The sequence below is a fragment of the Lacrimispora xylanisolvens genome, assembly GCF_002934545.1.
Lineage (GTDB): Bacteria > Bacillota > Clostridia > Lachnospirales > Lachnospiraceae > Lacrimispora > Lacrimispora xylanisolvens.
This window is the reverse complement of record NZ_PTJA01000018.1, coordinates 68,709-90,482: the sequence shown is the minus strand read 5'-3', so window position 1 is coordinate 90,482 and position 21,774 is coordinate 68,709. Positions and strand designations below refer to the sequence as shown.

At 41.0% G+C, this 21,774-nt stretch carries 23 protein-coding genes and 1 tRNA gene; 8 read left to right on the top strand and 16 right to left on the bottom strand.

Features of this window, described 5'->3' with window-relative positions; translation table 11 throughout:
- Positions 1-621, top strand: coding sequence for a V-type ATP synthase subunit D (locus BXY41_RS24855; protein WP_104439574.1), 621 nt, complete (start codon positions 1-3; stop codon positions 619-621).
- 53 nt (positions 622-674) lie between these two features.
- Here BXY41_RS24855 and BXY41_RS24850 read toward each other — a convergent pair whose 3' ends face one another.
- The gene (locus BXY41_RS24850; protein WP_104439573.1) at positions 675-1,265 is read right to left on the bottom strand and encodes an LOG family protein; all 591 of its coding nucleotides are present in this window, start codon (positions 1,263-1,265) and stop codon (positions 675-677) included.
- Between the two features lie 99 nt (positions 1,266-1,364).
- On the opposite strand from BXY41_RS24850, the gene BXY41_RS24845 reads away from it, so the two are divergent.
- Positions 1,365-2,276, top strand: a complete 912-nt coding sequence (locus BXY41_RS24845; RefSeq protein WP_242980381.1) for a LysR family transcriptional regulator — start codon at positions 1,365-1,367, stop codon at positions 2,274-2,276.
- Between the two features lie 16 nt (positions 2,277-2,292).
- On the opposite strand, the gene BXY41_RS24840 is transcribed toward BXY41_RS24845, so the two are convergent.
- The 3 genes from BXY41_RS24840 to BXY41_RS24830 form a co-directional block, all read right to left on the bottom strand.
- Positions 2,293-2,931 (bottom strand): lactate utilization protein, encoded by a 639-nt coding sequence (locus tag BXY41_RS24840; RefSeq protein ID WP_104439572.1) that lies wholly within the window; start codon positions 2,929-2,931, stop codon positions 2,293-2,295.
- A 146-nt stretch (positions 2,932-3,077) separates the two neighbouring features.
- On the bottom strand, positions 3,078-4,613 hold the full coding sequence (locus BXY41_RS24835; RefSeq protein WP_104439571.1) for a sodium/proline symporter: 1,536 nt from the start codon (positions 4,611-4,613) through the stop codon (positions 3,078-3,080).
- A 216-nt stretch (positions 4,614-4,829) separates the two neighbouring features.
- Entirely contained in the window at positions 4,830-5,420 is a 591-nt protein-coding gene (locus BXY41_RS24830; RefSeq protein WP_104439570.1) for a TetR/AcrR family transcriptional regulator, read from the bottom strand.
- Between the two features lie 185 nt (positions 5,421-5,605).
- Here BXY41_RS24830 and BXY41_RS24825 point away from each other — a divergent pair, with 185 nt between their 5' ends.
- Positions 5,606-6,577, top strand: coding sequence for a phosphotransferase family protein (locus tag BXY41_RS24825; protein ID WP_104439569.1), 972 nt, complete (start codon positions 5,606-5,608; stop codon positions 6,575-6,577).
- A 39-nt stretch (positions 6,578-6,616) separates the two neighbouring features.
- Here BXY41_RS24825 and BXY41_RS24820 read toward each other — a convergent pair whose 3' ends face one another.
- Positions 6,617-7,975, bottom strand: a complete 1,359-nt coding sequence (locus tag BXY41_RS24820) for a citrate/2-methylcitrate synthase (protein ID WP_104439568.1) — start codon at positions 7,973-7,975, stop codon at positions 6,617-6,619.
- Positions 7,976-8,228: 253 nt separating this feature from the next.
- On the opposite strand from BXY41_RS24820, the gene BXY41_RS24815 reads away from it, so the two are divergent.
- The 5 genes from BXY41_RS24815 to BXY41_RS24795 all read left to right on the top strand — a co-directional run bounded on the left by BXY41_RS24815 (position 8,229) and on the right by BXY41_RS24795 (position 13,026).
- Entirely contained in the window at positions 8,229-8,882 is a 654-nt protein-coding gene (locus tag BXY41_RS24815; protein ID WP_104439567.1) for a trimeric intracellular cation channel family protein, read from the top strand.
- A gap of 14 nt (positions 8,883-8,896) precedes the next feature.
- On the top strand, positions 8,897-9,592 hold the full coding sequence (locus BXY41_RS24810) for a TIGR01906 family membrane protein (RefSeq protein ID WP_104439566.1): 696 nt from the start codon (positions 8,897-8,899) through the stop codon (positions 9,590-9,592).
- A gap of 85 nt (positions 9,593-9,677) precedes the next feature.
- A complete protein-coding gene (locus BXY41_RS24805) occupies positions 9,678-11,225 on the top strand; it encodes a serine hydrolase (RefSeq protein ID WP_104439565.1) in 1,548 nt (515 codons plus the stop codon).
- Positions 11,226-11,237: 12 nt separating this feature from the next.
- Positions 11,238-12,323, top strand: coding sequence for a sensor histidine kinase (locus tag BXY41_RS24800; RefSeq protein WP_242980379.1), 1,086 nt, complete (start codon positions 11,238-11,240; stop codon positions 12,321-12,323).
- Entirely contained in the window at positions 12,316-13,026 is a 711-nt protein-coding gene (locus tag BXY41_RS24795) for a response regulator (protein ID WP_104439563.1), read from the top strand. The genes BXY41_RS24800 and BXY41_RS24795 overlap by 8 nt, the downstream gene beginning before the upstream one ends.
- Here BXY41_RS24795 and BXY41_RS24790 read toward each other — a convergent pair.
- The 11 genes from BXY41_RS24790 to BXY41_RS24740 all read right to left on the bottom strand — a co-directional run bounded on the left by BXY41_RS24790 (position 13,023) and on the right by BXY41_RS24740 (position 21,762).
- On the bottom strand, positions 13,023-14,015 hold the full coding sequence (locus BXY41_RS24790) for a 3'-5' exonuclease (protein ID WP_104439562.1): 993 nt from the start codon (positions 14,013-14,015) through the stop codon (positions 13,023-13,025). The two genes, BXY41_RS24795 and BXY41_RS24790, sit on opposite strands and share 4 nt — an antisense overlap.
- Before the next feature lie 13 nt (positions 14,016-14,028).
- Positions 14,029-14,241, bottom strand: coding sequence for a DUF3006 domain-containing protein (locus tag BXY41_RS24785; protein ID WP_104439561.1), 213 nt, complete (start codon positions 14,239-14,241; stop codon positions 14,029-14,031).
- A 26-nt stretch (positions 14,242-14,267) separates the two neighbouring features.
- Positions 14,268-15,374, bottom strand: a complete 1,107-nt coding sequence (locus tag BXY41_RS24780) for a ComEC/Rec2 family competence protein (protein ID WP_104439588.1) — start codon at positions 15,372-15,374, stop codon at positions 14,268-14,270.
- 151 nt (positions 15,375-15,525) lie between these two features.
- Entirely contained in the window at positions 15,526-16,473 is a 948-nt protein-coding gene (locus BXY41_RS24775; protein WP_104439560.1) for a PspC-like choline-binding domain-containing protein, read from the bottom strand.
- A 216-nt stretch (positions 16,474-16,689) separates the two neighbouring features.
- Positions 16,690-17,499, bottom strand: coding sequence for an alpha/beta fold hydrolase (locus tag BXY41_RS24770; protein WP_104439559.1), 810 nt, complete (start codon positions 17,497-17,499; stop codon positions 16,690-16,692).
- Between the two features lie 96 nt (positions 17,500-17,595).
- Positions 17,596-18,225 (bottom strand): hypothetical protein, encoded by a 630-nt coding sequence (locus BXY41_RS24765; RefSeq protein ID WP_104439558.1) that lies wholly within the window; start codon positions 18,223-18,225, stop codon positions 17,596-17,598.
- Positions 18,222-18,764, bottom strand: a complete 543-nt coding sequence (locus BXY41_RS24760) for a hypothetical protein (protein ID WP_104439557.1) — start codon at positions 18,762-18,764, stop codon at positions 18,222-18,224. Before BXY41_RS24760 ends, BXY41_RS24765 begins: the two co-directional genes overlap by 4 nt.
- A 58-nt stretch (positions 18,765-18,822) precedes the next feature.
- A complete protein-coding gene (locus BXY41_RS24755; RefSeq protein ID WP_104439556.1) occupies positions 18,823-19,422 on the bottom strand; it encodes a hypothetical protein in 600 nt (199 codons plus the stop codon).
- Between the two features lie 24 nt (positions 19,423-19,446).
- On the bottom strand, positions 19,447-20,583 hold the full coding sequence (locus tag BXY41_RS24750) for an SPFH domain-containing protein (RefSeq protein WP_104439555.1): 1,137 nt from the start codon (positions 20,581-20,583) through the stop codon (positions 19,447-19,449).
- Between the two features lie 134 nt (positions 20,584-20,717).
- Positions 20,718-20,791 (bottom strand) — tRNA-Arg (locus BXY41_RS24745).
- 83 nt (positions 20,792-20,874) lie between these two features.
- Positions 20,875-21,762, bottom strand: a complete 888-nt coding sequence (locus tag BXY41_RS24740) for a DUF3881 family protein (RefSeq protein ID WP_104439554.1) — start codon at positions 21,760-21,762, stop codon at positions 20,875-20,877.
- Positions 21,763-21,774 lie beyond the last annotated feature (12 nt).

The window sequence follows — 21,774 nt, the reverse complement described above, 5'->3', positions numbered from 1 at the left end:
ATGAATCCGAATACATTTCCAACCAAGGGTAATTTAATCCTTGCGAAGAACTCCCTGACATTAGCCAGACAGGGTTATGAGCTGATGGATAAAAAGAGGAACATCCTGATCAAAGAACTCATGAGCTTAATTGATGAGGCCAAGGGAATTCAGTCGGAAATTGACGTGACATTTACTGCTGCGTACAAAGCACTTCAGAAGGCAAATATTGAACTGGGGATTAATTACGTGCAGGATATTGCCATGGCAGTACCCATTGATGACAGGGTGCGGATTAAGACGCGAAGTATTATGGGGACTGAGATTCCGTTAGTGGAGCATGAGGAAATGCCTCTTAACTTAACCTATGCTTATTACAGCACCAGGGAATCTCTTGATGAAGCACGTTATCATTTTGAAAAGGTAAAATTGCTTTCCGTAAAACTTTCCATGGTGGAAAACTCAGCTTATCGTCTGGCTAACAGTATTAAAAGGACACAAAAACGGGCTAACGCATTAAAGAACATTACCATCCCCCGCTACGAAACTCTTACCAGAAATATTACAAATTCTCTGGAGGAAAAGGACCGGGAGGAATTTACAAGGCTTAAAGTGATTAAGCGCACCAAGAAAAGCATGTAGAACAAGAGAGCTGGGATACCGGATTGAACGGCATCTCAGCTCTCCTGTTTATATTAAATCTTCCGTTCTGACAATTGCTTCCACTTGACGCCAAGATCTGGGGAAGAATAATTCTTCATTTTTTCAATCAGACCCTGTGGGTGTGTATCCACCAGTAAAAGCCCCTTGTTGGAAGGATTCATAAATCCTTCCCCAATCGCTACATCTATCATATTTAACAGAGGGTCAAAAAAATGGGCTACGTTTAATAATCCTACCGGTTTTTTATGAATACCAAGCTGTGACCAGCTGAGAACTTCAAACAGCTCCTCATAAGTTCCAATCCCGCCAGGCAATGCAATAAATGCATCTGCCAGATCAGCCATTGTTTTTTTTCTTTCATGCATATCCTTTACTTCTATCAGAAGTGTCAGATCCTGATTGATAATCTGGCCGGGAAACAGTCCGGCGGGAATGACGCCTGTCGCCTTACCGCCATTTTCCAGCACTTCCTGTGCCAGTTCTCCCATTAATCCCACGTTGGAACCTCCGTAAATTAATTCCATACCACTTTCACCGAGAATCTTACCCAGCATTCTGGCGCAATCTTTATATTCTTCTTTGTTTCCCAGATTAGAACCTGAATAAACACAGACTTTTTTCATGCGGTACCTCCCACTTGTTTTATAATCATTTATCCGTTGACGTTGTGATCTGAAACTATTATAATCAGCTCACAGCCATAAGTAAAATAGAGATTAAATATGGGAGGTATATTAAAATTTTATATGTTTATTCCATTTGAACTTTACCGTGTTTTTTATACCACAGCCAGACTTGGAAGCATTTCAAAAGCTTCCAAAGAGCTTTTCACCTCTCAGCCAGCTGTCAGTTATTCCATAAAACAACTGGAGGAAAAACTGGGCGGCCAGTTATTTTTCAGAAATGCAAAAGGGGTGTCTCTGACTGCTGAGGGAGAGATACTGTACCAATATATCGAAAAAGGATGCTCTCTGATTCTCTCCGGCGAACGCAAATTTGGAGAATTGAAAGATATGACTTTGGGACAGCTGCGAATTGCTGTCTGTTCTGCCGTTTGTAAAAACGACCTGCTAAAACCCATTACCCATTATCATCAGCTGTATCCGGATATCCGCATCCACGTCAGAGATGAATCCAGTTATGAAATCTCCAGGCTTCTTGATAAGGGAGAAATTGATGTTGGAATAATTAATTTCCATGAAAATAACAATGAACAGCTTCATATGGTCAGGGAAATAAAAAAAGAGATGTGCTTTGTTGCAGGTAAGAAATATGAGCCTCTAAGCTGGAATCCCATCTCACTTCACGCACTGACAGAAGCGCACCCCTTAATTGCACTTCACAAAGGCGGCAGTACAAGAAAAGTTCTGGATCAATTTCTGCTCTCACATGGAATTAAGAAAAGTCCCCAGGTAGAGTTAAGTACATTGGAACTGATTGTTGAGTTCACCATAAACGGTTTAGGAATCGCCTGCGTAACAAAAGACTATGTGGCAAATGAACTGGCCTGCAAAAAGCTTTTTCTTATTCCCCTTTTAGAGCCTCTTCCAAAGATAAATCTGGCGGTTGTATTAAAAAAAGGCATGCCGGTTTCCACTGCATCAGAAAAATTCTTAGAGCTGCTTAACCAATAAGGCTGCTGCTGCCTCCTTAATATCCCAGACTCTGCTCCACAATAATCACTTTTATCCGGTCCTTTATAAACTGGCCGGTTATCAGAACAAAATCATTACAGAATCTTTCTTTATGATTGCAGTCAATACATCTGCCCAAAGCAGCGCAGGGTGTTGATTTGCCCAGCCGCTTTGCATCCAGTGGTGCTGCAATCTGCCTGGTTCTTTTTATGGCTTCGTCCAGATTATCAGTGATTTTATTAACTCCTGCTACAACAATTACCTGACCAGGTCCATATAACATGGGGGCCACTCTGCTTCCATTTCCATCTATATTAAACAGCTCACCTTTCTTCGTAATTGCATTCACTCCGGTAACAAACGTATCTGCCCGGAAATTCTGCAAATACAATTCTCTTTTATCTTTACCCGTCAGCGTTGGTTGAAACTTATCCAGAAACTGAATATTACGAGTTCTCAAATGATCGAAAACCCCAAGCTGATCCAGTGTCACGGAATCGCCGCAGCCTACGGTTTCTCCATCTTTGATCAGCTCATCCAAAAGTGAAATCAACAGCCCCTGTTGATCCACATAATATCCTGCCATTTTATTTTTATTCAGGTTCTCAATAACCTCTCCCACTTGCTCAGGAATATTCCTGTTATCAAAAAGCATCAATAAACTCCTTTCATTCCATCAGTATGTCATCCATTGCTGCAGTCTATAAAATAGATTTTTAATTATTGTAAATCCCATATGTCAAAAAAGCAAACAAAAACTGCCGGAATTCGAATAACCGGCAGTTAAACTTTGTTGTTTTGTCATTTATTTACTGAATCAAATTCCTTATAAATTTGAAGATCAGGTTCGGGTGTTATTAGCGATACGATAATGATTGCCACGCATGCCACAGTAAAAGCCGGAAGAAGTTCATAGATGTTAAAGACTCCACCCAGAGGCCTCACCAGATACTTCCAGATAAACACCATTGCACCTCCAGATATCATTCCTGCAACAGCACCGTAAAAATTGCTTCTTTTCCAGAACAGTGCAAACAGCATTACAGGGCCAAAGGAAGCTCCAAAGCCAGCCCAGGCAAAGGAAACGATGGTGAATACGGAACTATTGGGATCCCATGCAAGGAACACCGCAATCAGCGCGACTCCGATTACAGTCAGCCTGGCCGCCAGCATGGAAGTTTTATGACTTACTTTAAGCTTTAAAAAATCCTGCATAAGATCCTGGGATACACCTGATGCAGCTGTTAACAACTGGGAGTCAGCGGTAGACATGGTACAGGCAAGTATCCCTGCAAGCACCACACCTGCCAATACGGAATAAAGAAAACCATGACTTCCCAAAAGCCCCGCCAGCTGGATAATCACTGTCTCTGCTTCCGATCCGGAAGTAAATACCGGAATATGACCTGCCACAGAAACGCTGTAACCAATGATTCCGATTAGAATTGCTACAAACATGGATATCACTACCCAGGTAGACGCAATACGGCGGGAAGTTGTAAGCTTTTTTTCATCGCTGATTGCCATAAAACGCAGAAGAATATGAGGCATACCAAAATACCCCAGTCCCCATGCCAGAGTTGATACAATATTTAATACACCGTAAGGAGATGAAGTCTGATCAGCCATAGTATGGGTTCTGCTCATGCTTAGATAGCCTTCCAGAGCACCTGCATTCTCAGTGACTTTATCCCAGCCTCCACCAACTGATATTCCATAGAAAACAATAATAATAAGTGATATGCTCATAACAATACTCTGAACAAGATCTGTAGTGGAAACCGCCATGAACCCACCCATTACCGTGTATCCCACCACTACGACTGCACCAATAATCATAACAGTATGATAATCAATCTGATACAGACTGTTAAACAGCGTACCAATTGCTTTAAAACCGGAAGCAGTATATGGAATAAAGAAAATAAGAATCGTTATGGCGGATATGCACATAAGAATATTTTTCTCATCCCGATAGCGTCGGGAGAAAAAATCCGGGATTGTAATGGTATTGCATACTACCGAATACCGTCGAAGTCGTTTTGCAACCAAAAGCCAGTTTAAGTAAGTGCCTGCTGCCAGACCGATTGCTGTCCACCCGGCATCAGCAATGCCAGTCATATAAGCAACCCCTGGAAGTCCCATCAGCAGCCAGCTGCTCATGTCCGATGCCTCCGCACTCATGGCAGTTACTAACGGCCCCAGCTTCCTTCCTCCCAGATAAAACTCATCAGCAGAGTCACCCCCACCCTTTTTGCTGTAATAAAACCCGATATAGACCATTGCCACCAGATAAACCAGAATGGCAGACAATATGCCTATTTGACCTATACTCATAATGTCCCTCCTTGTTACTTACTTATTTCTGCTGTCAGCCTTATACCCCCAGCAATAATGGGTGTATTATAGCATCAACAAAAATAGAACGCAACGCAGAACGAAGTATAGACTAAATACCATACTTTTTTAAACAAAATATGAATATATGTATATTCTATAAGAATTTTTTACTGTACTCAAGTTAGTTATAATTATAATACAAGTATATATAATTTATTTTTCCGGCAAAAATCCGCTTAGAAAGGATGGCAGCACCAATGCACTGTATTGTCTGAGTGAATACTCTCCTCCGCACAGACACCAGTCATATAATAACGCCCGTTCACAGAGAGCATAAAGCTTCACCATTTCAGTGACACTCATTTTAGTTCCAATCTGTCCGTCTTCCTGTCCCTGGGCAATAATCTTTCTTAACAGCTTATAATAGGTGCGGTTATGATCCAGTAAATGCTTCTCTCCATTTGTTATAAGCTGGGTGGACAATAATCTTGCCAGAAGATCAATGGAGATACTATTCTCTATCATTGTAAATAATTCACTGTTTAACCGCAGCAGCTTTTCTACAGCCGAAAGTTCAGGATCAAGCTGAGTTTTCAGCTCCTCATATTTATCATCAAATAAAACACTAAGCGTACTAAGAAGCGCATCCTTCCCATCAAAATAATGATAGAACGACCCTTTTGACGTCTTTGAAAGTTCTATGATTTCCTCCACAGTGGTATCTTCATATCCCTGTTCATAAAACAATTTCCAGGCTGCGCTTACGATTTTCCCCCTGGTATTGCGCACACTTTTCTTCGCCATGTAACAATTCCTCCTTAATTTTCATCCTGAGATGAAATTACATAATTCAGTATATCATAAGAGAGGAAAAAACGTCCATGAATTAAATCCAGGTGTCCGTATCTGTACTTTTAGTGACATGGTGAAATCACTGTGTTACAATAATAAAAAACCAGCAAACAGCTCTTAGAAAGGAACGGTGAACGGTGAACAGCCTGACCAAAAACATTCAATCCGAAGAAACTCTTCTTAACCTTATTCATCACGCATTTCCACAGGCAATCTGTACAGGTATTGAAGAACTGACAGAAGGTTATTTTAATGTGGCATATAAAATATCCCTGGAACATGCTCCCTCCTGCATATTAAAGATTGCACCTCCTGAGGATGCTCTTGTTATGTCTTATGAGAAGAATATTATGATGAGCGAAGTCCTTGCTATGCGTACAGTAAAAGAACAATCTGATGTACCCGTTGCAAAAGTCTTATTTTATGATGACAGTTTAAGCCTGATTCATGCTCCGTATTTTTTCATGGAGATACTGGAGGGCGACAGCTTTCACTCCATTCTTTCCGGCCTATCCCCTGTTGTACAGTCAGCTATACGAACGGAAGCGGGCGGTCTGAACAGAAAAATCAACTCCATTCAAGGAGACAAATTCGGCTATCTGGGACAACCGTCTTTGCAGGGAAATGACTGGTATCATGTGTTTTCTACTATGACAGAGCTTGCTTTTTCAGATGGAGAACGTTTGTCCATTGACTTAAAGATATCCAAGCAGCGGCTGTTTCAGGATTTAGAAGCATGCAAAGAACTGTTTGATGAGGTTAAAACTCCCGCGCTGGTCCACTGGGATTTGTGGGATGGGAATATCTTTGTGAAAGACAACCGGATTACCGGTTTGATCGACTGGGAGAGAAGTCTTTGGGCAGATCCCCTGATGGAAGTTGGATTTCGAACCTATAATTCGGACACGGATTTTTTCAAGGGGTACGGCATTGACCACCTTACTGATAAGGAATACTTACGGGCGATATGGTATGACGTTTACACAATGCTCCTCGTTATCCAGGAATGCGATTATCGCCAATACGATACCCGGGATATGTATGATTGGGCTGCCGGCAATCTGACTGACAAATTTGCAGAGCTTCACCGAATCATACATTCCAGTTAAAAAAAGCAGGCATTTCAGCCTGCTTTTCTAACCAGAAAATCATCTTAAATCAAGAGGATTATACTCTTCTTCCTGCATCACACTCACATAAGCCGGACGTATAATCTTATCCATGTTAATCAGCTCCTCAATCCGGTGAGCACTCCAGCCTACGATTCTTGCTATTGCAAAAATGGGAGTAAACAACTCATTGGGAATATCTAACATGGAATAAACAAATCCGCTGTAAAAATCAACATTGGCACTGACGCCTTTGTAGATCCGGCGCTCTTCCCCGATTACCTTGGGAGCCAGTCTCTCTATGGACGAATAAAGGTTAAAATCTTCCATACGTCCCTTTTCTTCCGAGAGTTGTTTTACAAAACCTTTGAATATTTCCGCACGGGGGTCTGATTTGGAATAGACAGCATGTCCCATTCCGTAGATCAATCCCTTCCGGTCATATGCTTCCTTGTGAAGCAGCTTTCTTAAGTACTCCTCTATTTCTTCTTCATCTTTCCAGTCATGTACCTCTTTCCTTAAATCCTCCATCATCTCAACTACCTTGATGTTGGCACCGCCGTGCTTTGGTCCTTTTAATGATGCAAGAGCTGCCGCTACCACACTGTAGGTATCCGTACCGGAAGAGGTCACCACATGGGTTGTAAACGTGGAGTTATTGCCGCCGCCGTGTTCCATGTGAAGAATAAGGGCCAGGTCAAGAACATGAGCTTCCACTTTCGAATACTTCATATCAGGTCTTAGAAGTCTTAAAATGTTTTCAGCTGTGGACAGCTTTTCATCGGGTCTGTGAATATACATGCTCCCGCCCCGCTCATAGTGATTAAAGGCATGGTATCCATAGACAGCCAGCATTGGCATGACGCTGATTAACATCAGACTCTGGCGAAGAACATTTGGCACCGATATATCCCCTGCTTTTTCGTCATAGGCTGACAAGGTGAGTATACTCCTGGCAAGGGTGGACATCATGTCATGGCTTGGTGCTTTCATCACTACATCCCTGACAAAATTGGTAGGGAGAGTTCTGCTGTAGCCCAGTGTCTGGGAGAAGCGTTCCAGCTGTTTTTTATCCGGCAATTCTCCAAATAAAAGAAGATAGGCAATTTCTTCAAATCCATACCGCTCCTCTTTTACTACTCCATTTACCAGGTCATAAATATTATATCCCCGATAATAAAGTTCCCCTTCACAAGGTACCTTCTCTCCGTCTATGGTTTTACTCGACAAGATCTTTGACACTTTGGTCAGACCGGCAACCACTCCGTTACCGTTCCTATCTCTAAGCCCCCTCTTTACATCGTATTTATCGTAGGATTCTAAGTCAATCCGTTCATCATTTAAACAGATATCTGACCACTCCTGTACGTTTTTTTCAAATTCCTTCTGATCAATCATGCAAACACCTCTTTCTGAAAACAGATCATCAAGTTCCGCCGTCTTACCAAATACCTACCCGCTCCTTTCCCTTTGTAAATATATTCCAACAGTTCACTTTTGAACTTTTTCATATAATATATAATTTCAATAAAAAAATCAAGATATATTTTGTGAACAGCTGTATTTCTCACAGTTTTTGTATATTGACAAACACTCCCACAGCTTTTATACTTGCCTTAATTTCCCTACTTGAAATAATCGGAGGATATCCATGAAAATAGAATTATCTTTGCTTTTTTTTGTAGAAGCAGTTGGTACCATTGCCTTTGCCTCTTCGGGAGCCATGGTAGCCATAAAAAAACAGCTTGATTTGCTGGGAGTCATTGTTCTGGGCGTTACAACAGCAGTGGGCGGCGGTATGTTGCGGGATATTATTATTGGAAATGTCCCTCCTGCGCTGTTTAAGGACCCGATTTACGTATTACTTGCCTTTATTACGGTTATGCTTCTATTTATTACAGTAAGGATGAATCAGAAATTTATTTCCGGCCGCCACATGGAAACATTTGAAAAGGTCATGAATATCTTTGATGCAATCGGTCTGGGCGCATTTACAGTAGTTGGAATCGATACTGCTGTTTTGGCTGGCTATGGTGATTATCATTTTCTCATAGTTTTTCTAGGTGTCATCACTGGTGTGGGCGGAGGCATTTTGCGTGATATCATGGCAGGCCAGACCCCTTATGTACTGAAAAAGCACATCTATGCCTGTGCTTCCATTGCAGGTGCCATGCTGTATGCCGGTTTGATGAATCACATCAACGAAGACATTGCCATGCTGGCAGGAGCTGCAACTGTGATTGTAATTCGTCTACTGGCTACCCGATTTTGCTGGAATCTGCCTACAGCCGTAAAAAATAATTAATCAGGAGGTTACTTATGAACCGTTTACTGCAATATACAATTGGTATCATTTTTTCCATCTGCCTTATGGTGGTGCTGTTATTCACAGCAGTGGAGGCAGCCGTTTACTGGACTCCCGGCTATTTCGAAAAGGAATATAAAAAATATAATGTAACCGAATCCGTTTCCATGAAAATGGATGATCTGATGGACGTCACAAACCAGATGATGGCGTATTTAAAGGGTAACCGGACAGAACTTCAGGTAACAACTACAATGGGGGGAGTCCGCAGAGATTTTTTCAGTGCCAGAGAAATTGCTCATATGGAAGATGTTCAGGGGCTGTTTTTAGGAGCCATGTCAATTCGTAGAGGCTGCCTTATGATAATGGTGCTTTGCCTCATTATCCTTATGTTATTGAAAATAAGCTGGAACAATACATTTCCCCGATCGGTTTTGATAGGAAGCGGGTTATTTTTCCTTGGATCCGCAGGAATCGCAGGGATTATTTCTACGGATTTTACCAGGTATTTTATACTGTTTCACCATATGTTTTTTACAAATGATTTTTGGATGCTTGATCCATCTACTGACATGCTGATTAATATTGTTCCGGAAGGTTTTTTCAGGGACACTGTTTTTTATATTGGTTTTCTCTACTTTTTCTCGGTCGTGGTAATATTAGCTTTATGCGTGTTTCTTATGCGTAAAAAGGGGAAAAATAGCAAATAAACTTTACTTGTTACCCAAAATCACCTATACTGTAAATTGATAAATTATCTGAAACTGAAACATTACTATGGAGAGATTATTGAGCATGACCCAATTAACTAAAAAAGTATTAAGTTTCTTCCTGTGTCTGTTTTTGTTCGCTTCTTCCTTTACAGTAACCGGGAAAGCAGCAGTTGACTGGCCTGACAATATATCCGTACAGGCAGATGGAGCGATCCTGATGGATGGGGATACCGGGACAATTCTATGGGGACAGAATATACACAACCAGTATTTTCCTGCAAGTATTACAAAGGTAATGACTGCATTGCTGGTGATAGAAAACTGCAAACTGGACGACACTGTAACCTTTTCCCATGATGCGGTATTCAATGTGGAATCCGGAAGCAGCAATGCCGGAATTAACGAAGGGGATCAGCTGTCTGTAAAAGACTGCCTTTATGCTCTTTTACTAAAATCTGCCAATGAATCTGCCAATGCGCTGGCAGAACATGTTGCAGGAAGCAGAGAGGCTTTTGCTGATATGATGAATGCAAGAGCAAAGGAACTTGGCTGCAAAAACACTCATTTTGCCAATCCCAGCGGTTTAAATAACCCGGAACATTATACATCCCCCTATGACATGGCACTCATTGCCAGAGCAGCCTTTAATAATCCCATCTTTGAAGAGATCGATTCCACCACCTATTATAAACTTCCACCTAATTCCATTAACAAAGAGGGACTGGCCATTTTTCCGGGACATAAAATGTTGAGAAAAGGTACTCCTTTTTACTATCCTGAGGCAGTGGGCGGAAAAACCGGTTATACCACACTTGCCGGCAATACACTGATTACGTGTGCCGAGAAAAACGGAATGAAGCTCATCACCGTTATATTAAAGGGGTCCACTCCCCAATACTGGGCAGATACCAAAAATCTTCTGGAATTTGGTTTTAATAATTTTACGTCTTTAAAAGCGGCTGAATACGAAAAGACCTATAGTTCCATTACCAACGATTTAAACTTCAGCGGTCTTTCCATCACAAAACCGGAAGCGCTGGTACTGGACCCTGACAGCCGCATTATATTACCAAAGACTGCCGACTTTTATGATGCGCAGCCAGAATTAAGTTATGACATATCAAACGATGATCCGGAAAATGCAATCGCTAAAATTAATTATCGTTACCAGGACAGAGTAGTTGGTTCTACCTTTCTGGAAATCAACGATTCCCTGGTAGCATCCGCAGTTAAATCAAAGCTTGAAGATGCTCCTTCTACCAAAGCTTCTGAAACGTCCGAAGAAGCGGTAGACGCTTTAGCAGGAAGGGACGCAGCAAAGCTGAAAGCAGACCGGGCAGCCCAGGATTACAGGGAAAAAGCATTAAGACCTTTTGAGATCCCATTGTCAGCCTGGCTGATCCTTGGATGTGTGGGAGCTGCCATTGTTATCGGCGGCCTCATATCTTTTATGATTTACAGGAAGCACCAGGAAGAACAAAACTCTCTGATACGGAGAGAACAAAGACTGAAACGTCTGAAGGAATCAGGTGTCTCGGCAGATGAATTTGATTCACTTCTTCAACAGCGCCGCGGTATCTATACCTCCAGAAAAAAAGGCTGGAAAAAAGGAAAATTTAAATTCCGGTAAATGGGAGGGGTTATGAAAAAGTCCTTGTCAAAAAAAGAACTGGTGTGGAACGTTCTGGTTACCCTCTTAGCTCTGGCCGGAGCAACCATAGTTTCTTATCTGCTGGTCTTTGTCGGCGGACACACCTCGAATGTAAGTATCGTATATATGATGGCAGTTGTTCTGATCTCCCGTTTTTCAAATGGTTATATACCGGGAGTCGTAGCATCTTTCATCAGTGTGATGTGGGTAAATCTGGTATTTACATACCCCTTTATGCACTTAAATTTCACCTTGGATGGATATCCCGTTACCTTTATTGCCATGATGGTCATATCCAGTATTACAAGTGCCACCACAACACATTTAAAATATCAGAATAAAATTATCCGTGAACGGGAAAAGCTTTTAATGGAAGCAGAGAAAGAGACGATGCGGGCGAATCTGCTGAGAGCCATTTCACATGATCTCAGAACACCCTTAACCGGAATTATCGGTGCAAGCAACTCTTATCTTGATGATAACGATTCCATGTCTGAAGAAGAAAAAGCAAATCTGGTAAACGGAATCCGTGAGGATGCCAACTGGCTTCTTAACATGGTAGAAAATTTGCTGACGGTCACCAGAATCCGGGGTACGAAAACACAGATAGCAAAATCCCTGGAACCCTTGGAGGAGGTAGCGTCCGAAGCAGTTATGCGTTTTCATAAACGTTTTCCTAATACTGAGGTAAAGGTAACAGTACCAGATGAACTGGTTATGGTTCCCATGGATGCCACGCTGATTGAGCAGGTGATTATCAATCTTCTGGATAATGCAGTGTACCATTCAAACTCCAAAGATCCTGTCAGTTTAACCATCTCAATTGAGGGTAGTAACGCACGCTTTGACATCCGTGATCACGGAGTCGGAATCGCACCAGAAAGACTTTCTACCATATTTGACGGATATACCCCTTCCCCAAACAGCAGTGGAGATTCTCATAAGGGTATGGGAATTGGTTTGTCCATCTGTAAGACAATCATAACCGCACATAACGGAACCATAACAGCGGGCAATGAATCACTTGGGGCAATCTTTACTTTTACATTACCATTGGGAGAGAATACTTGTGAATAAATTTACAATAGCAATTATTGAAGACGAAAAGAATATTTCGGGTTTTATTGAAAGCACCCTGCAAAGACATGATTATAAGGTCATCAGTGCAGTGAATGGAAAAGACGGGCTGGCTATGATCAGTTCTAACTGCCCTGACGTTATCCTTTTGGATTTGGGTCTGCCTGATATAGACGGATTGGATATCATCAAGAATGTAAGAAGCTGGTCAGCCATTCCTATTATTGTTATTTCTGCCAGAACCCAGGAACAGGAAAAGGTCACAGCACTTGATTATGGCGCTGACGATTATATTACCAAGCCCTTTGGCACCAGCGAACTTCTGGCCAGAATCCGCACAGCGCTGCGACACGGCAAGTCCACAGTCAGCACAGTCGACGGTTCTGTGGTACAGACTCCGTATCAATGCAAGGGGCTTGTAATTGATTTTGCCAAACGCCTGGTTACTTTAAATGGGCATGTGATCCATCTGACTCAGATTGAATACAAACTGGTATCCCTTCTGGCGGAAAACTCCGGCAAGGTACTCACCTATGATTACATGATCAACCATATCTGGGGACCCTATGCAGACAGCAATAACCAGATTCTTAGAGTGAATATGGCACACATCCGGAGAAAGATTGAAATAAATCCCGGAGAACCAAATTATATTTTTACGGAAATAGGTGTTGGCTACCGAATGCGGGAAAGCGAATATTAAGAAGGGGGGATTGCCCCCTTCTTTTTGTTCTGCTTGCGGACTTTGGTTTTTTCCACCCGTTTTTTCTTGGCTTCGTCCTTTTTTTCATAGATTCCGCCAATTTCATCCTCACCAATCAGCTTCATGGTCTTTACTACATAAACCATTCTCTCATCGTTTCGCCTCAGCCTGATTTTACCCTTTACATTACCATGAACAGGGCAGCATCCCAGTGCCGTATATACTTTCTGGTTTACAGAAAACCACCGGATTTTCTTCTTCAGCATCCGGTTGCATTTGCAGCAGATCAGATCTGTTACCGTCTTATCCTCAATGGCGGCCTGCTTTGATTCAAAGGGCCTTGAGATGTATTTGGAATATCTGGGGAATACCAGATAGATCTCTTCCTCTTTATTGGCAGGAAGGCAGTAATAATCCGTGGACCAGTATGCCTCCACCTTTTTAAAGTCCATTTTACTCATAATCCGCCCTGTATAATGAGCATCATCAAGAGCTCTGTGAAACGGACGATCTTCCATCACTTTTGATTCAAAAACAGCAACATCAAGAGACACCCGGTCTTTCCCATCCCCCTCCAGGAGGCTGTAAAGTTTTTGGATGTCGTAATAAAGAAGGGGTTTCTTAAAGGGATCTGGCAATCCATAATAAGCGATGTTTCGCTGGAGCTCCGTTAAATCCATGGATCCCCATGTACAAAATACGGGATCGTCTCCACACCAGAGAAAAAACTCTTTCACAGCCTCCTCAAAGCAGATTCCCTCTTCCATCAGCGTCTGTTGATCCATGTGGGTCACTTCCAGGATTTTTTCATGAAGCTCAGTATAGACTCTGGGCTTAATCAGTCTCCTGTACTCTCCCGTTTCTTCCATGGTCTCATTCAGCCTTACTGCTCCGATTTCAATAATCTCAAAGGGAAAATGGTCGACTGCTTCCTCCTTCCCTCCAGCGTTCTGGTTCCATTCCAGATCCAGTACAATGTAGTTTTTCATATATTCAAATCCTTTATTTTATGAGTCTGTTCAGTTTCTCACGCATCTTCTGTCTGCGCCGGTTTGTTTCTTCTCCATCAAATTGGAACGCTCCGTTTATTTGAAACAATACGTCCCCTTCTCTGGATCCTTTTGGGAGTTCCTTTAAAGGCAGCTTCACCATAGCTCCGCTTTCCTCTTCGCAGATCGCAATCTCCTGTTCGATCCGGTCTATGATATATTGCATGGTATTTCCCCCTTCATGCCGGTTCTTTATGGATTACAGCTTTTGCACGGCTCTAACCCCTGGTTAATCAGTTCTTCTCTTGTTCCAGTATATAGCTTCCGGTTCTCCTCTTTTATGGATTTTGCAAGTTTGCAATCCGGAAGGTGAAATTTGCCCGTATTGGTATTTATAATATAATCCTTGTGGGTATCAGTCTCATTTTCCCTGGTTTCCCCCGTAAGATTCTCCTGCTGCTCATCCTGCCCCGGAAACCGAAGCCCGGTTCCGTCACTTTCAATTACGATTGTTCCAATCTGATCCGTCCGCAGAACTTTAATTCCCTGTTTCTTAAATAAATCCATTGTTTCTTTGTGAGGGTGTCCGTAATCATTATTCTTCCCGCATGAGATAACCGCATACCGCGGACTAACCGCTTTTATAAATTCCGGTGTTGATGAGGTACTGCTGCCATGATGGGATACTTTTAAAACATCTGCTTTTAGAGGAAATCCACTTAGCAGCATATCCTGTTCCGCTTCCTTTTCCGCATCCCCACATAAAACAAAGCTGGTTTTTCCGTATACCAGCCTCATGCCTATGGACCAGTTATTTAAATTATCCCCATAATCCTGGTTGGGCGAGATAATCTGAAAAGTGGCATCACCCAGACGGTAGCTTTCACCTGCTTTTGGGATGGTAACTTTAATATTCTTATCTGCAATGGCATCAAGCATCCGCTCATAGATTCTTGTAGTATGCTCTTTTTCCGGAAGCATAACAGTTGTCACATCAAACTCCCGGATAACTCCTTCCAGACCGCCAATATGATCCGAGTGGGGATGTGTGCCGATCACATAATCAAGTTTTTTTACTCCCTGTGCCTTTAAATAATTGATAACTGTATCCGTCTGGTCTTTTTCTCCTGCATCAACAAGCATAAAGTGACCATTTGCTTCAATCAGGGTGCTGTCACCCTGACCTACATCAATAAAATGTGCAGCCAGTCCAAAGCCAGCTTTCTGACCATCAGTCTCATTTCGCACAGCAGTATTAAAATCATCTGATCCGGTTGTTTTATAAACGCAGCCAGTCAGAATAATCATACAAAGAACAGCTGCCAGTGCCAGAATCCTTTTTCCTTTGTTTCCAGCCATATTTGTTGTCATTTCCATCTGCTCCTTCGTGTTATTATATGATAGAATTCCTCATTCTACAAGTATTTTCCACGTCCTGCCACAGGGCAATCCGTTTCCTTTGCATTAAAAACGGACTGCAATATGCAGCCCGTGCAAATATAATCCATCTTTAAGGCAGCCGGGCTCCGTCAGAACCGACTTTGGCACCGTCAGGAGTCGTACTATCAGTAAGCATCTGTCCAGTCTGTGTATCACAGTAATACTGTTTCCCATTCCAGTCAATCCAGCCCGTTGCCATATATCCCTGTTCATTAAAGAAATACCATTTTCCATTAATATTCTGCCAGCTGTTTTTCGAATAGCTGCCATCTCCGTTTTCATACCACCGGCCTGTCTGATCCTGCTTCCAGCTGCCTGCATAGTTTATAAAATTGGACTTCGCCTGTTCCCCACTGATAAAGATTGAGGAAGATTCCACCCAGGCGCCTTTTTTCTCCGGATTTTTTGCATTTACGGTGCGAACCTGAAATGTGTAGTTTCCTTCCTTTGTCAGGAAGCCTCCCAGCTCCATACTTGTCTGATCCGTTGTTTTTGCAGTTCCCACGCCTTTTCCATCACGATAAAGCTTGACTTCATAACTTCCTGCTCCCACGCTCTTTGACCAGTTTGCCACATGTCCATCAGTCCAGTTTAAGGAGCTGACTGGCTGGGTAAATTCGCCAGCGGAAGATAAATCTATGGTAACAATCACAGTCTGATTATAATCTTCTTTTTTTTGCTTTACATACGTCCCGCCCTCAATGGTGTAACTTCCATCCTTAGTGTCAAAATAATAATCATCCTGACAATGCAGGGTTACTTCCAGTCTTGGAACATCATTTTCATACCATTGGAAACCGTCATTGACAAATTCACACTGATCAACCTCAATTTTATCGCCTTTTACCGTAACTTCTGCCTGCTGTTCAGAAATGTTTCCGCCCAACACAATATCCGCCGTCACCGTCATTTTTACTGTAGTAATCTTCTTTCTGGAAGCAGCTGATGCAGTGGTACAGTTTGCCCCTGTAACCAATGCCGCCGTAAGCATCAGTGCCATAATCTTCCTCATATTCATGCAGCATCCCTCACCTTTCTATCTCTTTAATACAGTACAAAGTTATGTATACGTGATTTCATTATACCTCATATAAGAGAATTTGTGAATGGTGATGAGCATTTATTCCCGTGAGATTTAATTCACAGTATCTTAAAAAGGCATAGAAAAACAGGACAACAGAAGAAAATACCAGTTCCCTTTCTTCTAATTGCCCTGCTATATACGCTATCATAATTACTTTGCAAACTCTGCCAATGCCTGATTAAACTCATCCTTCTGATCATAGAACGCGCCATGTCCGCTGAATTCAAATGGCAGAAGTACTGAATTTTTAATATACTGATGCTGAATCTCCCCTAATGGGAAGGGTACCACTTTATCATGGATTCCATGAATAATCAGAGTTGGTACACAAATTTCTGTCAGATCCTGGAATAAAACCTCCTGAATCCATGTATTTGCAATTTTTGCCGTCGCCCATCCGGCTGCCTGCAGTCCCACCTGGAAAAACCAATCCGAAAATGGTGCGGTTAAATGCTGGAAAAAAAATATATTTCCAAAGTTACTTAACATGTTTGGCCGGTCTTCATAAGTCCCGTTTATAATATCCGTTACGGTCTGTACATCAACTCCATAAGGAAAATTCTCTCGTTTGATCAAACTGGGGGCTGCTGCCGCAAACAAAGCCAGCTTTGATACACCATGACCCTTATGCCTTGCCATATACCGGATTGCTATGGCACCCCCGGTCGAATGACCTGCCAGGGTGATATTTCTTAATCCCAGTGCATCAATAACTTCTCTCACATCATCTGCAAGTCTGTCATAGTCATACCCGCAAAAAGGCTTATCCGAATCTCCAAACCCCCGTGTATCAATCCCTATGCAGCGAAATCCCATAGCCGGAAGTACATCAAACTGATATTCAAACAACTTACGGCTTCCCGGCCATCCATGAAGAAACAGGATGGTATTTTCGCAGTCCGGATTTAAATCCTCCACATAAATGTTGACATTTCCATCAACAGTGACATAATAACCCATAATCTTATATCTCAATCTTTTTGATTTATACTATTCAAAAAAAGCTGGTCCGGTACGCGATTATGTCATTTTTCTTTTCCAATTCAAGATACATTTTTATGATAATGGTGTTTTGCAATATTCACATTCACATACAGTTCCAGTCGTGACCTTATTTTGAGCCCCGCAGTTCTGGCAAATAAGAACTTTTAAACTTTCTGCTTTTGTTGCTTCATGCCTGATGTTTGTTCTGCTAAATCTATCCGACAGATGAATTCTACGATTATTGTCATATAGATAAGAATCCTCTAAATAACCCCCATCAATAATCTCCTGTATTTCTTTTATAGCCTTTGGAAAATCTAGAGCCATCATTGCTGCTATACGCTCGGTATTTGTTTGGTGATTGTCAACAATTAGCTCCATATATCTTTGATACCTGACTCCTGACTCCTTAACTTTTCGGGAACCATAAAACATATGTAAAGAAATACAGGTAAGCAAAATTATTCCCGGAATTGCTTCCGAAAATTCAGCACCCGTATTTACAAATTTAAACCAATAACAATAATAACAGTTTAGCAGCAAAACTATTATTCCTAAGAGAACCATAATCCTGCTGTTTATTTTAGCCCCTTCTTTATCTGTCTTCATTTTCCTATGGAATAATAAAAAACCAACAGGCATAAAAAGCAAGAACCAAATAATAACTACAGGCCATAAAATAAACTTAGTTTTATGCTTCATTTTTTCTTCCAACTCAGTGGTGAGCCACAATACTCACACTCACCAACCTTTCCATTTATTATTTTATTGCTTGCTCCACAATTGTGGCATGTCACGGTAACAAAATTCTGTTTTTCTTCGATTTTTCTTTGAGATACCACTTTAGTTCCTGGTAAAATACATTCTGACGCAATGTCAATATAGACATCCTTAAAAAATTTTCGCTTTATCATTAAATTTAGTTTTTTAATTACTTCTTCTTTAGGACTATTAATTGCATTGGCAAGAGACACAATAGAGCCTGAAGAATTTGTACTCAAAAGTATTTGATATCTTCTAAATTCATCTATTAGCTTCATTCGTTTTTTTCCAAAAACAATAAGTGATATTCCGCAGCCAGTAATTAAAAAACCTAAGATACGATACACAAAAGATAATTCTGGATGCATCATTACCGATAGGGTAAACGTACCAAAAATAATTGTATTAAAAATACCTAAGCCGATCATTGAATTTGCAATAAAATGTCCAAAGCTAATATGGGATTCCGAGCTTCTCACTGTTTCTCACCTTTACTTTCATATTATCTAGATTAGTTGTATTTTATCTAGGTGCCACTTATGATAATGGTGATCCACAGTATTCACATTCACTTACTGTTCCTGTAATAACCGTATTCTTTCCACCGCAACTTTGACAAATGACTACCTTAGGATTCCTTTGTGTATCCTTCTCATAACTCCTGTTGGGCATTTCACAATTATTTTCCTGTTTATTCATATAAGTTGTTTGATTTTGAGTAAATAAAATTGTAGTCTGATTTTGGAAATCTTTAAAATCTTTCATAAAATCATCTGTCATTTTATTTAAAAATTTTTTACTTTCATTAATTGATGCAATTCGTTGCTTCTCATAGTAATCTGCTTCTTTTTTTAATAACACTGCTCTCAAGAATATATAAAAATTAGGAAATAACATTATGATTAATACAGGGTAAAACGTTTTAATATCTCCAAAATTTATATGCGCACTCCCCAGCAGCCAAATATTAAAAACCATTAATATCACGCCAAATATAAACATAATTCTACAATTATGTTTTGCCCCTGGTTTGTCTATTTTGATTCTTTCATTAAGCTTATATATACCTACAGGCCAAAAGAATACAAACCATAAGATGATAGCCAGCCACCCAGGAAATCTATACTCCCTTTGCATTTTATTCTCCTTTAAAATATTCTTCTAAACAAATTTCTCCCCACATTCCGGACAGAAGTTTGACTTGCCATTCATTGTAGCACCACACTTGGAACAGGTAATGGTGATATTTTTACCGCACTCCGGGCAAAACCGTGCATTTACTGGTATGCTCCCGCCACATCCTGGACATTTTTGAGATAAATTTGGGCCGGTTGGATTGGTGAAATCATATCCGCAGGTACCACAGTATCTCTGATCATTTCTCTTAACAGAATGACAATTGGGGCATACTGCTCCCGACTCCTGTCCAAGATTCAATGACTGTGTCATGGCATTTAATGTGTTTCCAAAGCCCGTTCCCATACCAAGTCCCATACCCGCACTCATAAATGGCGCTGATATAGATCCGGGATTTCCAGCAACATGTTCCATTGTATCAAATGATCGTTCCTGCTGATAATTATAACCCAGTATATTCATCTCCGCTTTTTTAGCCAATGCATCTTTTAATTTCTTTACTGCAGTATCATCTTCAGGCACACTGACATCATTTACATAGAAACTAACTAATTCTATTCCATATTCAGACATAACCGGCATAAGCTGTTCTTTCAAAAATTGAGATAACTCGTCTATATACGCATTGATTTCTAGTACGCTGATTTGTCGTTTCAGCAAATAAGTTGAAATTGCGTCTTTTACTTTTGTAATATAGATACCCCTAAAAAATTTTACCAGACCAGGTTTGTCAAATGAGGGCAATGTTCCAACCATTTTCGTAAGAAACTCTTTTGAATCTGAAATCTTTATTCCAAATATACCGTTAGAACGTACTGGAATAAACAAACCAAATTTAGGATCCTGTATCTGTATTGGTGATGGAGTGCCCCACTTTATATCAAGTGAAGACGCTTTGTTCACATACCACACCTCAGCGGTAAAAGGAGATTTACCACCAAAGGGAAGGTTTATAATCTTATTTAAAATTGGCACATTAGCAGTTTCCAGAGTATGAGTTCCTCTCTTAAAAACATCAAGGGCCTCACCACCCTTGAATAAAACTGCCTCCTGGGATTCACTGACGACAAGCTGCGTCCATGTACCCAACTCTTCGTCTGGGTACTTCCATGCGAAGACATCTGGTTCTCCATTATATTTTATTACATTAAAAAGTGCCATTATTACCCTCCATGCTCTTTTTTAATTGTTTTTTATCGCCACATCTGAGTTTAATAATACCATATTTTTCCTTTTTTTCATAATAAAAGTAAAAAAAAGGTACCGAAACCCATTACGGTTTCGATACCTTATCCCGTTCCCGAGGTGATTTGAACACCCGGCCTACCGCTTAGGAGGCGGTCGCTCTATCCAGCTGAGCTACGGAAACATCTCTGTGCTGCAGGCAGCCTGCAGCACAGTTCAAAACTTATTATATTCAAATATAAAGAATTCGTCAAGTCATTCTTGGATTTATTCCTCTGATTCCTTGAATTTTACAGTTCCCTGCATCCAGATCTGTCCTTTGAATCTGCGTCCGACTTCCGGTGTTCCCGTTAAATCTTTTTTCGCGATACAGACATGGAAAATTAAATCACTGCATTCAAGAGTAAAATCGTATACCTCTTCTTCTGTAATATGGTTCTTCATCTCATCAATTTTAATAATCTCACCAATTACAGAATACTGATCGCATTCTACACCGCACGGCATAAAGCACGAATCAATAATGGAATACAAGTCTTCTTTCATAACCCGTCTTGACGCCTGGGAATAGAGATCAATGTCCTCGATGGTTAATGTCTCCATCGCATCTTCATCGCCGTTCTTAGCCGCCTCTAACAGATTATTGCGATCCTTTGCAGCTACTCTTGCCTTTTCCCTTTGCTTATCTGACTTCTGAATGGGAAGAAGAACCTTACCGCTGACTGCAAGACCCGTAAGGCATGAATAACTGGTATCCATGGAATGATGGTCTATGATCCGTTCTCTGCATTCAAAGGAATTGTCTATATAAAAAATCAGAGAAATTCCAACTTTATATTCGTCTAAAAGCCCGGCGTAGGTTTCCCGTTCTGTGTGACGCTGTATGGAGCATGATACTTCTGAAGTTATATCACTGCTTTTTAAATATGGGTAATAGTACATTCTTTGAAACTTTCCATCCCGGTCCATCTCTCCATAGATGGCAATCCCCATTCCGGGCGCCACTTCTCTTCGGATTTCACACAGATTGGACTCTTCGTCAATCTGTATCCTTTTTACATCGGACAGATCTTCACAGAGCTTATCTAACAGCTTATCAATTTCCCTGTCTTTTTCATAAAGACTGAAACCTATGGTTCTTAAGAATTTATGCATAGAATCATCACC